We start from the raw sequence: 12914 nt of genomic DNA, 5'->3' as shown, positions 1-12914 counted from the left end.
ACGCAATTCGGTAACAAAGGTGGAAACCACTAATGTCAAGTGACAGAAACTGTTAGTGTGTGACGATAGATTGATAGTTTTGGGCTATGGTAGAATAGTTTTAATAAGATAGGTGGGGGCTGAGAGAATGAGGATACTACATACTGCAGATTGGCATTTGGGGAAAACGTTAGAAGGACGCAGTCGGTTAGAGGAACAGGCGCAGTTTATGGATGAGCTTGTTGAGATTGTTGAACGTGAACAGGTAGATGTTGTGTTAATGGCAGGGGATGTATTTGATACGGTAAATCCTCCCGCATTAGCAGAGCAGCTCTTTTATGAGGGGATTTCACGCTTATCAAACAATGGGAAAAGATCGATTTCAATTATTGCCGGAAATCACGACAGCCCAGATCGACTATTGGCAGCTGCTCCTCTTGCAAAAAAACAAGGCATATCTATTGTTGGTTTCCCAACTGTCCAAGTTCAGAGCATATATGTACCTACCACAGATGAGACGTTAAAGCTCGCAGCATTACCCTATCCATCAGAATCGAGACTATCTGAGGTATTATCAGAAATCAATGACGAACTAGCTTTACGAAATAAATATGATGAACGGATACAGAGAATGTTCCAATTTATGAGCGAGCAATTTTCTCCCCAAACTGTAAATGTTGCAATGAGTCACCTTTATGTGCAAGGAGGAAGTAGCTCAGATTCGGAGCGCCCAATTGAGGTTGGTGGGGCATATACAGTAGCAGGGACAAGCCTACCAAAGCAAGCACAATATGTGGCACTAGGACATTTACATCGTCCTCAAATGATAAAGCGTGCAGAAACGATTGCAAGGTATTCTGGTTCACCACTTGCTTATAGCTTTTCGGAAGCGGGATATACAAAGTCCGTTTCAATTATTGATGTGGTTCCAGGTGGTGAAGCGCAGGTTACGGAAATCTATCTATCATCAGGTAAACCATTAGTTAGATGGAAGGCAACAGAAGGTGTTTCTCAGGTCCATCAGTGGCTAGATAGTAAAAAGGATCAACAAGCATGGATTGATCTTGAAATACACGTAACAAATACCTTGTCGATCGAGGAAATTCAAAGAATTCGCAAATCACATGCTGGTATTATTCATATCAGACCTGTATTTGAAGCTGAAATCGAACAACAAGAATTAGCTGCGGCTAGTAACCTACCTGTAGATGAATTATTTAAGCGATTTTACGAAAGACAAACAGGTGGTGCGAAGCTTGAGCCTGAACTATTGAATGTGTTCCTTGAGCTCTTAAACGAGGAAAAATCAACTGTAGGGGAGGAGGACTAACATGAAACCGATTGTATTATCCATCGCTGGGCTGCATAGCTTTCGTGAAAAACAAGAAATTGATTTTGAATCGTTATGTGAAGGTGGAGTGTTCGGGATTTTTGGACCAACAGGAAGTGGTAAATCCTCGATCCTCGATGCAATGACATTAGCTCTTTACGGAAAAGTAGAACGTGCTGCTAATCAAACACAAGGAATTATGAATCATGCAGAGGACGAATTGTCTGTATCGTTTACCTTTGAGCTACTTCACTCTTCAGGCACGAAGCGTTATCTCGTAGAAAGAAGCTTTAAGCGAGCTGATGATATTCGTTTACGAGCGGGTTCATGTAGACTAATTGAAAAAGGTGAAGAAAGCTTTGTACTAGCTGATAAGACAGGTGAAGTTAACCAAAAAATACAGGAGCTATTGGGGTTAACAATTGAAGACTTTACAAGAGCAGTTGTGTTACCTCAAGGTAAGTTTGCTGAGTTCTTGTCACTAAAAGGAGTAGACCGCCGTCAAATGCTGCAGCGTCTATTTCATCTTGAGCGATATGGTGATGAGCTTAGTAAGAAGGTGAAAGCTAGATTACAAGAGGCGAGTCAAAAGGTAAAGGAGATTGAAGCAGAGCAAGTGGGTTTAGGTGATGCTTCCCAGGAAGCGATTGACATGGCTACAAAAGAAGCTTCAGACCTTGAGATCCTATTAACGAAAAGGAAAATAGAACTAACAGAAATTGAAAAGAAATATGAAAATCAGACGAAGCTTTGGCAATGGGAGCAGGAAAAGCAACACTTAGTCAAAACTCTTCAAAGCTTACAGGTGAAAGAACAGACAATGAATGCGATAGAGATTCAAGTGAAGCGGTCTGATCAAGCTGTTAAGCTACTGCCTTATGCTGAAGAACTTTCTCATTCAGAGTCACGTTATCAGAGTACTCTTGAGGCAAAAGTGTTATTAGAAAAAGCTCTGAGTGATCGTAGAGAAAACTATAAAAAAGCTGAAGAAAAGTATATTGAGGCAAATAAAAATAGGATCTTAGAAGAACCACTTTTGCTAAGCAAAAAGGATAAATTAACGAGTGCAAAAGAATTAACAATAACAAAACTTCAGGTTGAAAATGAGGTGAAAGAATTAACAAATAAGCTTAACACGTTACATGAAAAGTTAGAGATTGAACAAAAAACGTATCTGGAAAATAAGTCTTTGCTAGATAGAGGCCAACTTAAACAAAAAGAGCTTAAACAGCAGCTTAGTAAGATCTCGATTTCTGCGGACACTCGTGAGCAATACCAAAGGGCTCGAGAACAAAGGCAGTATATTGAGCATGTGCGACAGCAAATAGAAGAGCTGAAAATGTCATATAAAGATCGATACAAGCAAGTTGAGGGGAAACAGGAACTTTTACGGAATCATACTAGAGAAAATGAGGAACTTCACTCAAGGCTAGTAAGCTCCTTTAAAAGTGTAGAAAGCATGTATGAGCAAATTTGTGAGCAGGAGAGAAAACTAGAATTTGCAAAGCATATGACTGAAAACTCGATTGAAAAACTCAGAACAGAGCAGGAACAAAATCGGGAGAAAAAGCTTGCGGAACATCTTGCAAATCGCTTACAAGAAGGGGAGCCGTGTCCAGTCTGTGGCTCAACAGAGCATCCAAATACACACATTCTTTCAGGCTCAGAAGATATTGAGATGGAAGCACAAATGAAGAATAGAAAAGATTCTCTAGCTCAGTTACATCAGGTGATTCCACAGGTTATTTCTTTAAAGCTTTCACTTGAGCAATTAGCAGACCTGCTTATAAATGAAGGGATTAGCACTACGCTGTTTTCTGCTCCACTCGTAAGCTCACAAACTGAATCAGTTATAAATATGAGTGAAATTGAGTTGCTTATAACAGAAATTAAAGGAATTAGCCAAGATGTCCTGCAACGGAAAGAGCAGGTTCAGAAGGAATTAAAACATAAAAATCAGCTACAGCAACAGTTAGCTGAACATGTTCAAGTTATTAAGATCAGCAATGAAGAGCTAGAACAACTAAAAAATAAAATGGACAAGTTTCAGCAAGAGGAACGAGAAGCTCTTGGAAAATGGGCGAATGAATTTCCAAACTTCCAGCTTGAAACATTTAATGAACGTTTAAAGGAATTAGTCGCGCAAGATCAAGAAGCACAGTCACTGCATGCGAGAATCGAGAAGAGTGTTTCGTTTCTGGAGGATAAAGAGCTGGCAGTAAGTAGTGCTAAGGACCATGTTACTAAATTAGAAAAAACGCAAATTGAACTACAAGGTCAATATAAACATAAACAAGAACGTTGTCTTGAACTAATTCAACAGATTCAACAGATCACCAACGATGGGGATGTAGACAAATTATTAAAGGATGTTGAACTTCAGCTTGAGCACCTTTATAAACAAGAAAAAGAAGAGCAAGAAATTTATCAGGAAATAGGACGTAAGATTCAGGGGATAGAGGGAGAACTTAAAACTCACATTAGCCTATTAAATGATTTACAACATCAGCTTCAAAAGGCAAATGAAAAATGGGTAGAACAAAGTAAAGATTCTGAGTTTACTACACTAGCAGAACTTCAAGCTGTCATTATACCTCCTGAACAAAGCAAGGGTCTAAAAGAAGAGCTTCAGAACTATATAGATGAAGTAAAGCAAATTAACCACGAATTAGATAAGGTAAGTAAGTTAATTGGGGACAATCAAATAACCGAGGAAATATGGAAGCAAACCTCAGCTATCTTTATTGAGATGAAGGAAGAATTACAAGTTTTAGTAGAACAAAAGGGTTCGATTAACCAAACGCTAATATCGTTGAAAGAGAAGCATGCAAGATACTCAGAATTAGAGGATGTTCGCTTAAACATTAGCCAAAAGGTCGAACAGCTTGGTAAGCTTCAACAAGTATTAAAAGGAAATAGCTTTGTAGAATTTTTGGCAGAAGAGCAGCTTGTTCGAGTGGCAAGAGACGCTTCTGAGCGGTTAGGATTGTTAACTAGACAAAGATATGCGATAGAAGTTGACTCTTCTGGTGGCTTTATCATGAGAGATGATGCAAATGGAGGGGTGCGAAGACCTGTAAATACCTTATCAGGTGGTGAAACCTTCTTAACTTCATTGGCATTAGCACTAGCATTATCGGCTCAAATTCAGCTGAGGGGAGAGTACCCTCTTCAGTTTTTCTTCCTAGATGAGGGATTCGGTACATTAGATGGTGATTTATTAGATACAGTCATCACAGCATTAGAAAAGTTACACAGCAATAGTCTTTCTGTAGGAGTAATCAGCCATGTTCATGAGTTGAGACAAAGACTCCAAAAGAAATTAATTGTCGAGGCTGCTGAACCTTCGGGGATTGGAACAAGAGTTAGGTTAGAAATTTTATAACATCATTTTTGTAAGACCAATCATCACTGGGTACATTAATAGTACTTACTGTATTCGTGGAGGTGAAGAGGCTGGATCGATGTGAGCTATGCGGGCGTACTGGTGTTGAAACGACCATTCATCATCTTCTCCCTAAAGAAAAAGGCGGAACGTTTGGAGCTACTGCCACTTTATGTATTCCATGTCATAAGCAAATTCATGCTCTCTACACAAATGAGGAATTGGCGATTCGCTTATCAACTATTGAAGACCTACGGCAGGATGAAAAACTAATGAGTTTTGTAAAATGGATCAGAAAGCAACCATCTGGTAAATTGATGCGAATTAGAAAATCGAACGAAAGAAAGCAAAAAGGACGATAAGAAAAAAGGCTTCCACCATGGGAAGCCTTTTTTGTACTATCAAACTTATTTTTCTAGTCAAAGCTAAACGAATTCCTTTATCTAAGGAGTCGCTTTACAAATTCTTTTTTCTACTATCTTAATTAACATCCGTTGTTTGCTGATCATTAAGGTCAGGATCAATTGTATTTGTGGCACTAATTCCGTTATTTGTACAAATCCATTCTCCTGTATTAAAAGCACCAGATCCTGCATTTGTTTTTGAAGAGCTCGTTGGCGATATATTTAAAGAGTCTCCAAAATTAATGACGCCTCCGCTAACACTGTTAATGGTAATCGGTCCAACGATTGATGGCATTAGAGTACACCCTTTATACCTAGTGTCGACCTTTCCTCTTGACTGACTTCAAGGTGGCCATTAGACACTACAAATTACTTATATAATAGCCTATGTGGAAAAAGGAGATTGGTTCGACCTAGTTTTAAAGAAATTAATCTAGAAGTTGGCGTATATGCTTTACTCTCGCCTCAGCGTTAACACTTCTTGAAGAACCAACTTGAATAACAGATGAATTGGAGACACCAATCACATACATTGACTGTACTTTAATAACAGGGTTTTCGTGAATAAACGTTGTCGAGACTGTTTCATCTGGATCTGGGCTTGGAATAGGCTCTGAAAAAATTTGATAATCAGAAAAATCAGCTTCTCCTTCTACAAATAAAGGAAATTGCCTTTGAACGGCTATTGCCCTTGAGTTCGCTTGGATAGTATCCGCATCACCGATCTCAAAGACAGAACTAAAGGCCAATGAGTTTATATAGATGTTGGGTACAATAGAGGTTCGACGATACATGAGGTTTGGCCCTCCTTATTTTAATGGTACAAATGGTCCAATAATGAGCGATTCAGGTGGTGTATCAAATGTGGATGAAAGAGCTATTGTTTCTGTGTCACCGATCAGAAAGACAGAAGAGGATGATACGCCCACCACTTTTATGTGCCCTACCTGAATTCCTTTATTTACGACCGTGAAATTCATCTTTTTTCACCCTTCCATTCATTAGGTAGATGTTGAATAAAAGCCACGAATGCTTGCTCTATGTCATATTTTAGCTTCTGGGTAATTTGTTCAGTGGCTTGGCCTGAACGCTCTTCAGTACCCCAGTGCTGCGATGGAGTTTGTTCTATATAATAGGTAATCCGACCATCAAGCTGTCTCTTTACATCTTCAATCATAAAATCATAATAGGATTCATTTGGAGGAATTCCTAATTTTTGTTCAATTTCCTGAATGGTCCGATAGCCATTTTCCTCCAGATGCTCATGTATGGACTGGCGAATTCTTTCCTGTATCTGTGGATTGAATTGAGGTGTTTGAGGTACATTCATAGCCCCTTGATTAACAGCAAACTCTTCGACCTGGTCTGTATTATAAGGGTTTAATCCAATATTTAACGTACCTTCTAATGTTTCCACCTTTAATTGATCAAACTTATATTCAATCTTCTCGATATTGGTTGTAGGCTTTGTTTTTAGTTCTTTTAGTTCTGCCTGAAGGGCTTGAACTGATTTTTGGAGGCTAGTAATCTCGGTTTGCTGGTGTTGAATATACTGATTGATTTGTTGAAAATATCCGGTCAAATCATATTGGTTGTAATACATATAACTTCTCACCCTTTTCAATTCAGAATAGCGTAACATACGAAGTCCACGGTTTATTCTTTATCATATGTTGAAAGATGAAATGGGTGAATGCCTAGATAAAATAGTAAGAATTAGGATGTGGGAGGTGTAAGTGGTACGACAGGTCCTTCAAGAGCTCCGCCTGGAGAACCGGCTACTGGAGCTGGTTCCTTAAAACCACCTGTATTATATAGATTTGATAAAGGCTTTATCAAACCTGCACTCCCGATTTGAAGAACTGAGGAGTTTGAAACACTCCCAACCTTCAACATATTTATATTTATATTTTGATGGATATAGAAGTTCATAGTATCCTCCTTTACGCTAAATCAACTACTGGCTGGTCAACCACATCAGAGTCCTGGGTATTGGTTGCACTTTGATTATTTATAACGCGAAGACCATCTCCTGTATTAAAGGAACCAGCTCCAGAAAAGGTTTTTGCTGTTGAAGTAGGGGTAATCATAAATACATCCCCAATATTAAAGACACTTGAAGCCCCGATACTTATAACTTTTACTGCACCTACAATTGCTGGCATACAAAACACCCTTTATAAAAGAATTCCATGGGATATCCTATGATAAAAGCCCGTTTTTGTTTACAAGACGGATTAATTAGCAAATATTAGCAATAACGAAGTATAATAGAATGAGACACCTATAAAATAAAATGGAGATTAATAATGCTAAATACAAATCCAATTTCTGATCATGAAAGAATGCAATCTATTGATGTGATTCGTGGTTTTGCCATTCTTGGAATATTTCTTGTCAATATGTCTTCCTTCCATTCACCTGCCTTATATTTAGGAACTCTAGACCACGAATCTGCACTGGATTCATGGATTACCAGTTTAATTGATATTTTTGCGCAGGCAAGCTTTTATACCCTTTTTTCATTTTTATTCGGCTTTGGAATGATTATTTTTCTAGACCGGGCAAAAGCAAAGGGACATTCCTATAAGCGATTATATATGAGACGTCTAATTGTATTACTTGTGATCGGTATCATTCATGCTACGCTAATATGGCATGGAGATATTCTAATAACATATGCCTTAATCGGAGGAATCCTACTTTTGTTTTATCAAGCGAGTCCTAAGGGCTTGTTCATTACTAGTCTTTCTATTTTATTAGTCCCTGCTGTTCTTTTAAGTGGGTTATTATTACTACTTTCCATTTTTTCACCGGAAAACGCTCAGTTGCCCCGAAATGAAATGATGATTGAAGAGTCTTTTCAACATTATAAGTACGGGACTTTTTTTGAAGCGACATCACAGAGAGTAACTGATTACTTTTTTGTTAATAACTTTGAATCCGCATTTTTCCTTTTGATTTCGCTTCTTCCATTATTCTTACTTGGTGCTTATGTGGCAAAGGTAAACTGGTTTAAAAATAGTAAGGAACATAAAAAAATGATCTGGGTTATGTGGGGCATCTCGCTGGTGACTGCAGTGCCAACTAAACTACTTCCTTATTTGACGACAAAGAATGTTGCTACGGAGTATATTCAAGACGCAATCGGAGGTCCAGCACTAGCGCTCTTTTATGCTACCTCGATTGTTTTATTGATGGAGAAAAGTTTCTGGCATACCATTTTAAAGCCTTTTTCATATGTTGGAAGATTGTCGCTATCTAACTACTTACTTCAATCTATAATCTGTACAACCATTTTTTATGGATACGGTCTAGGGTTTTATGGTGAGATCACCTATTTCCAAGCTTTTTTACTCACAATATTCATCTATATCAGTCAGGTAATATGTAGCTACATTTGGTTGAGGTACTTTGTATATGGACCCATTGAATGGGTATGGAGAAGTTTAACGTATGGTCGAGTTCAACCATTTAAAAGGAGGGAAGGCTGATGAGAAAGTGGGTTGAAAAAGAAGGTAGAAAGTGGGTCAGAGATGAGCTAATTAGTGAGGATCAATATGAACAAATAGTAAATCGTTATAAAAAGGAACAGACATCAAATTTGCTCCCAGTATTCGCAAGTATCCTAATTGGATTAGGGATCTTATCGTTTATTGCATCTAACTGGGACGGTATTCATGATTTGGTTCGCGTATTCATTATCATTATCGTTATGAGTGGGTTTTACCTAGCTGGTGAGCGTGCACATAGAAACGGTAATGAGCGAATAGGTAATAGCCTGTTAGGAATTGGAATAATTTCGTTTGGGGCAGGCATTTTTTTGCTCGGTCAGATGTATCATTTTCAATCCTATGATGCTAGGGCCTTTATAATATGGGCACTTGCAGGTTTATTGGTTGTTCAACTTTGGAAAAGTAAGTTCCTACTCATCGTAACTATGGCAATTATTACAGTAGGACAATTATATACTATGTTTCAGTTCTCAGCGTTTAGCTACATTCTCGCACTTTTATTATTTTTTGGAGTAGGGCATTTCGTTTATCACCGCCCACATACAATCATTAGTGTGCTTTTCTCCTTTTCTTATTCGCTGACAGCTTTGTTTCTTGTAATAAGTGAAGAGTGGAATTATCATGTATTGTTTATATTCTTTTTAGCTTTATATGTGATGAGTGAGTGGCTAAAAAAGGATCAAATAAAAAGGCCCATTCAATTGTTTATGCAGATCAGTGCGATTCTTGTATCTATTTTTACCATTTTCACGTTTGATTCTTTTTTACAATATGAAGGTATTAATACAAATGGATTAACCGTTTATCCATTTATTCTAGTCATCCTTTTCGGATTATTTTATTGGTTAAAGAAGAAGAGTTTAGATGTTACCGATCTCCTATTATATTTACCTGTCTTTTATGTTGGAGTCATGGTCGATGTACTATATATGCTCCTTCTGTTTATCTATTCTATTAGTCTCTTAGTGATTGGATATCGAGAAGAACTTACAGAAAAAGCAACGTTTGGGACGATGTTATTTTTACTAAGTGCTTTCATTGGTTATATTCAACTGGCTTGGGATTTTATGCCAAAATCAATTTTCTTCTTACTAGGGGGAATTATATTATTTATCTTAAGCTGGTTGTTAGAAAAACGAAGACGTCAACTTGTAAAAGGGGTGAAGAGACATGACTAAGCGAACTCTTTTTTACGTAGTCGTTCTTTTACAGGTAATGCTCCTTCTAGTTATGTCAGCATCTTTTTATGCAATAGATTGGTTTGGAAAGGAGATTCGTTTGAAGACAGAACCTGTGGACCCTAGAGATATATTCTACGGGGACTATGTCGTTCTGCAATACTCGATCTCAACCATTCCAAAAAAACTTTATATTGATTCTGAAGAATTAGCGTATGAGCAACAGGTATATGTAGTATTAGAGCAAGAAGGCGAATATTATCAGGCGATTACTGTTAGTACAAAAGAACCAGAGCTTGAGGATCATCAAGTTACTTTAAAAGGTCGCTACATCTATGATTTTGATGAGGATGAACTGTTTATCGAATACGGCCTTGAGCGTTATTTCATTCCAGAAGGTACCGGTAAAGAGTTAGAAGAGCAGCGCGGTAATATGGAAGCGTATATAAAAATAGCTCCATGGGGTCAAATGAAGATCGATCGACTTGAAATGATAACACCATAAAGAGAGAGACTACGACTAGTAGTCTCTCTTTGTCTCTATAGGAAATGTTAATAACGTCTTATGTGTTTGCATGAAAACAACCATAAAAATGACCCATCCATGTTCAGATAAGTCATTACAGATCACCGTTTTACCTACTAAATCCCACTAAGCACCATAGCGGGGAAGGAAGTAAGTTTTCTATGTATTAATTCATCTAATTCTTGACTACATGCGACTGTTTCTTTAGCTGTAAAACCAAGTTTCATAGCTAAACCAATCATTTCTGCTCTTTTTTCTTCAATTAATAATTCTAGCATTAACTTCTATCCCTTGCATATTGAATTGTCATACCATCTGACTAATTTAGATATATTATACACAATAGAGTAATAGGTAAAACGCATTCGTCAAAATTAGTGAAAAACCTACAAAACTTCTAAAAAACCAACAGTAAAATGTGTATTTGTAAGAAAGAGGTTTCTATGCAATATTTATATTTTCTTTTTTTACGAGGACTAAGTGTAAAGGACATTGAATACAAGGATTTGTTAATGATGTTTACACTGTGAAGGAAGGACCAGAAGGGATTTATAGGTTGATTGTAAATATAAAAAGAGCACCTAGTGTTTAGGTGCTCCTGGTGGATAATAATAGGGTGGCACTTTAATCCAACCTCTTTTTCTCATTGCTTCTCTCAAAGATGCTCCGAATTTAAGCTTTTCTAACAAACAATGTGTAAAGGCTGCTCCAATATCTACTCTAATAGCTTGGCTGGCAGCAGTGGCACAATGAATAACTGCTGTTGCCGTTTTTAAACTTAATCCATTCATGATTTCCTCATCTGTTAGCTTAGCTCCTAATGGCACTGAGTTTGGCTCTGAATCTGGGCGTGGTTCACTTGTTGGAGGTTGGTGTATTCCTTCTTTTCTCATAAGGTCTTTAAATCGATTAGCTTGAGTTGAGCATTGCTTCATGCTATCAATTAAAAGTTTTCTTACTTCATCATCATTTGTTGTATTAATACCAATTTGTAAGTAAATGGTTGCTTCATCCATTAATGCTAAATACATCCAACAACTCATAACCTCACCAACATGAAGGGGGGCTTTGGGTTCATTATCAAAATTTGTTTGCAATAAATCCTTAACCGCCTCTACGATACTTGTCATATGTATTCCTCCTATTGTTTTAATGATATATTTTCCAATAAAAGGATAATCATGCATGGTATGAAAAATTTAACATTATAAAGAATATAGTGAATCTTTTGGCAGGGGCATGAAGTTGATACTCTTGTTAAATAGTTTTTGCTGGGAGAAGACTGGTAAGAAAAGAAAAAACACTAAGGTAACAATCACCTTAGCGTTTTTATATTATATATCTTTACAATATTATGCCAATACTTCTTTGATTTGTGTGATTGCCCAGTCTAGATCTTCCTTAGATATTACTAATGGAGGAGCAAAGCGGATTACATTCTCATGTGTTTCTTTACAAAGTAACCCTTTTTCCTTTAGTTTTTCACAATAAGAACGAGCAGGTTCTTTCAATTCAACTCCAATAAATAGTCCTTTACCACGAACATCACTAATAATTGGATTTTTAATTTCTTTTAACTGATCAGCGAAATATGTACCTAACTCCAGGGATCTATCTGCAAGCTTTTCCTCTACTAACACATCAAGTGCTGCAATTGATACTGCACATGCTAGTGGATTTCCACCAAATGTAGAACCGTGTGAACCTGGCTCAAAAACGCCTAGTACATTTCGGTTTGCAGCTACACATGAAATCGGGAATACTCCGCCTCCTAATGCTTTACCTAAAATATACATATCAGGCTTCACATCTTCCCAGTCACAAGCAAACATCTTACCAGAACGAGCAAGTCCTGCTTGAATTTCATCTGCTACATATAACACATTGTTTTCTTTACAGATATTGAGTGCCTCCTTCAAGAAGCCCTCACGAGGAATTTTAATCCCAGCTTCTCCTTGAATCGGTTCAAAGATAAATGCAGCTGTATTTGGTGTAATTGCTGCCTTTAGTGCTTCGGTATCACCATAAGGAATAATCTTTATTCCAGGAAGCATTGGACCAAACCCACGCTTGTATTCATCATTTGAAGACATAGATACAGCAGTCATTGTACGTCCATGGAAGTTTTCTTCAGCTACAATGATCTCAGCTTGGTCATCCTGAACACCTTTTACATCATAAGCCCAACGACGAACTGCCTTTACAGCAGTTTCAACTGCTTCAGCTCCTGTGTTCATAGGCAATACCATTTCCATACCCGTTAGCTTAGATACCTTTTCATACCATGGACCTAATTGGTCATTATGGAAAGCACGAGATGTTAGTGTAATTTTGTCCGCTTGATCCTTAAGGGCCTGAATAATCTTAGGATGACGATGGCCTTGGTTAACCGCGGAATAAGCACTAAGCATATCCATATATTTGTTACCTTCTGGATCTTCAACCCAAACACCTTCAGCTTTTGCTACAACAATAGGTAGTGGATGGTAGTTATTCGCTCCATACTTTTCTGTTTGTGAAATAATTTCTTGAGTTTTTGTCATGAATAATCCTCCATTCTCATAATTGTAAGTACTTTTCAAAGTCAACTTACATTA

Annotated in this window: 15 protein-coding genes; 6 read left to right on the top strand and 9 right to left on the bottom strand. The window is 37.5% G+C overall.

Annotated elements, in window-relative coordinates; genetic code table 11:
* The first annotated feature begins 127 nt into the window (after positions 1 to 127).
* From G4D63_RS02920 to G4D63_RS02910, 3 genes are read left to right on the top strand one after another with little or no spacing between them, the layout of a single operon-like run.
* Positions 128 to 1309, top strand: coding sequence for an exonuclease SbcCD subunit D (locus G4D63_RS02920; RefSeq protein ID WP_163177508.1), 1182 nt, complete (start codon positions 128 to 130; stop codon positions 1307 to 1309).
* Position 1310: 1 nt separating this feature from the next.
* Positions 1311 to 4694, top strand: a complete 3384-nt coding sequence (locus G4D63_RS02915) for an AAA family ATPase (protein WP_163177506.1) — start codon at positions 1311 to 1313, stop codon at positions 4692 to 4694.
* A 56-nt stretch (positions 4695 to 4750) separates the two neighbouring features.
* The gene (locus G4D63_RS02910; protein WP_420837789.1) at positions 4751 to 5056 is read left to right on the top strand and encodes an HNH endonuclease; all 306 of its coding nucleotides are present in this window, start codon (positions 4751 to 4753) and stop codon (positions 5054 to 5056) included.
* Positions 5057 to 5174: 118 nt separating this feature from the next.
* Here the strand turns inward: G4D63_RS02910 and G4D63_RS02905 are convergent, their stop codons facing one another.
* The 6 genes from G4D63_RS02905 to G4D63_RS02880 form a co-directional block, all read right to left on the bottom strand.
* Positions 5175 to 5393, bottom strand: a complete 219-nt coding sequence (locus G4D63_RS02905; RefSeq protein WP_163177502.1) for a spore germination protein — start codon at positions 5391 to 5393, stop codon at positions 5175 to 5177.
* A 133-nt stretch (positions 5394 to 5526) separates the two neighbouring features.
* Positions 5527 to 5892 (bottom strand): spore germination protein GerPE, encoded by a 366-nt coding sequence (locus tag G4D63_RS02900; protein ID WP_163177500.1) that lies wholly within the window; start codon positions 5890 to 5892, stop codon positions 5527 to 5529.
* Between the two features lie 15 nt (positions 5893 to 5907).
* Positions 5908 to 6078 carry a spore gernimation protein GerPD gene (locus G4D63_RS02895; RefSeq protein WP_163177498.1) on the bottom strand — a complete coding sequence of 57 codons (171 nt, stop codon included), beginning with the start codon at positions 6076 to 6078 and terminating at the stop codon, positions 5908 to 5910.
* Complete coding sequence (gerPC, locus tag G4D63_RS02890) at positions 6075 to 6701, bottom strand: spore germination protein GerPC (protein WP_163177496.1); 627 nt, start codon at positions 6699 to 6701, stop codon at positions 6075 to 6077. Before gerPC ends, G4D63_RS02895 begins: the two co-directional genes overlap by 4 nt.
* A 113-nt stretch (positions 6702 to 6814) precedes the next feature.
* Positions 6815 to 7030 (bottom strand): spore germination protein GerPB, encoded by a 216-nt coding sequence (locus tag G4D63_RS02885; protein ID WP_163177494.1) that lies wholly within the window; start codon positions 7028 to 7030, stop codon positions 6815 to 6817.
* Between the two features lie 11 nt (positions 7031 to 7041).
* The gene (locus G4D63_RS02880) at positions 7042 to 7263 is read right to left on the bottom strand and encodes a spore germination protein (RefSeq protein ID WP_163177492.1); all 222 of its coding nucleotides are present in this window, start codon (positions 7261 to 7263) and stop codon (positions 7042 to 7044) included.
* A 144-nt stretch (positions 7264 to 7407) separates the two neighbouring features.
* Here G4D63_RS02880 and G4D63_RS02875 point away from each other — a divergent pair, with 144 nt between their 5' ends.
* The 3 genes from G4D63_RS02875 to G4D63_RS02865 are packed head-to-tail and all read left to right on the top strand — an operon-like array spanning position 7408 to position 10296.
* A complete protein-coding gene (locus tag G4D63_RS02875) occupies positions 7408 to 8592 on the top strand; it encodes a DUF418 domain-containing protein (RefSeq protein ID WP_163177490.1) in 1185 nt (394 codons plus the stop codon).
* The gene (locus tag G4D63_RS02870) at positions 8592 to 9791 is read left to right on the top strand and encodes a DUF2157 domain-containing protein (protein WP_163177488.1); all 1200 of its coding nucleotides are present in this window, start codon (positions 8592 to 8594) and stop codon (positions 9789 to 9791) included. Before G4D63_RS02875 ends, G4D63_RS02870 begins: the two co-directional genes overlap by 1 nt.
* Positions 9784 to 10296, top strand: coding sequence for a GDYXXLXY domain-containing protein (locus tag G4D63_RS02865; protein ID WP_163177486.1), 513 nt, complete (start codon positions 9784 to 9786; stop codon positions 10294 to 10296). Before G4D63_RS02870 ends, G4D63_RS02865 begins: the two co-directional genes overlap by 8 nt.
* A 137-nt stretch (positions 10297 to 10433) precedes the next feature.
* On the opposite strand, the gene G4D63_RS02860 is transcribed toward G4D63_RS02865, so the two are convergent.
* From G4D63_RS02860 to G4D63_RS02850, 3 genes are all read right to left on the bottom strand, one after another.
* Positions 10434 to 10595 carry an aspartyl-phosphate phosphatase Spo0E family protein gene (locus tag G4D63_RS02860; protein ID WP_163177484.1) on the bottom strand — a complete coding sequence of 54 codons (162 nt, stop codon included), beginning with the start codon at positions 10593 to 10595 and terminating at the stop codon, positions 10434 to 10436.
* Positions 10596 to 10898: 303 nt separating this feature from the next.
* Positions 10899 to 11447 carry a DUF3231 family protein gene (locus tag G4D63_RS02855; RefSeq protein ID WP_163177482.1) on the bottom strand — a complete coding sequence of 183 codons (549 nt, stop codon included), beginning with the start codon at positions 11445 to 11447 and terminating at the stop codon, positions 10899 to 10901.
* A 222-nt stretch (positions 11448 to 11669) separates the two neighbouring features.
* Positions 11670 to 12860, bottom strand: coding sequence for an ornithine--oxo-acid transaminase (locus G4D63_RS02850; RefSeq protein WP_163177480.1), 1191 nt, complete (start codon positions 12858 to 12860; stop codon positions 11670 to 11672).
* Between the last annotated feature and the right edge of the window lie 54 nt (positions 12861 to 12914).

The sequence above is a fragment of the Bacillus mesophilus genome, assembly GCF_011008845.1.
Classification (GTDB): domain Bacteria; phylum Bacillota; class Bacilli; order Bacillales; family SA4; genus Bacillus_BS; species Bacillus_BS mesophilus.
Note: the sequence above shows the minus strand (reverse complement) of the source record. Positions and strands in the feature narration are given on the sequence as shown.

What these genes read in the sequence shown, in the direction of transcription:
- G4D63_RS02920 (WP_163177508.1), top strand. Translation starts at nt 128, where the DNA reads ATGAGGATACTACATACTGCAGATTGGCATTTGGGGAAAACGTTAGAA.
- G4D63_RS02915 (WP_163177506.1), top strand. Translation starts at nt 1,311, where the DNA reads ATGAAACCGATTGTATTATCCATCGCTGGGCTGCATAGCTTTCGTGAA.
- G4D63_RS02905 (WP_163177502.1), bottom strand. Translation starts at nt 5,393, where the DNA reads ATGCCATCAATCGTTGGACCGATTACCATTAACAGTGTTAGCGGAGGC.
- G4D63_RS02900 (WP_163177500.1), bottom strand. Translation starts at nt 5,892, where the DNA reads ATGTATCGTCGAACCTCTATTGTACCCAACATCTATATAAACTCATTG.
- G4D63_RS02895 (WP_163177498.1), bottom strand. Translation starts at nt 6,078, where the DNA reads ATGAATTTCACGGTCGTAAATAAAGGAATTCAGGTAGGGCACATAAAA.
- gerPC (WP_163177496.1), bottom strand. Translation starts at nt 6,701, where the DNA reads ATGTATTACAACCAATATGATTTGACCGGATATTTTCAACAAATCAAT.
- G4D63_RS02885 (WP_163177494.1), bottom strand. Translation starts at nt 7,030, where the DNA reads ATGAACTTCTATATCCATCAAAATATAAATATAAATATGTTGAAGGTT.
- G4D63_RS02880 (WP_163177492.1), bottom strand. Translation starts at nt 7,263, where the DNA reads ATGCCAGCAATTGTAGGTGCAGTAAAAGTTATAAGTATCGGGGCTTCA.
- G4D63_RS02875 (WP_163177490.1), top strand. Translation starts at nt 7,408, where the DNA reads ATGCTAAATACAAATCCAATTTCTGATCATGAAAGAATGCAATCTATT.
- G4D63_RS02870 (WP_163177488.1), top strand. Translation starts at nt 8,592, where the DNA reads ATGAGAAAGTGGGTTGAAAAAGAAGGTAGAAAGTGGGTCAGAGATGAG.
- G4D63_RS02865 (WP_163177486.1), top strand. Translation starts at nt 9,784, where the DNA reads ATGACTAAGCGAACTCTTTTTTACGTAGTCGTTCTTTTACAGGTAATG.
- G4D63_RS02860 (WP_163177484.1), bottom strand. Translation starts at nt 10,595, where the DNA reads ATGCTAGAATTATTAATTGAAGAAAAAAGAGCAGAAATGATTGGTTTA.
- G4D63_RS02855 (WP_163177482.1), bottom strand. Translation starts at nt 11,447, where the DNA reads ATGACAAGTATCGTAGAGGCGGTTAAGGATTTATTGCAAACAAATTTT.
- G4D63_RS02850 (WP_163177480.1), bottom strand. Translation starts at nt 12,860, where the DNA reads ATGACAAAAACTCAAGAAATTATTTCACAAACAGAAAAGTATGGAGCG.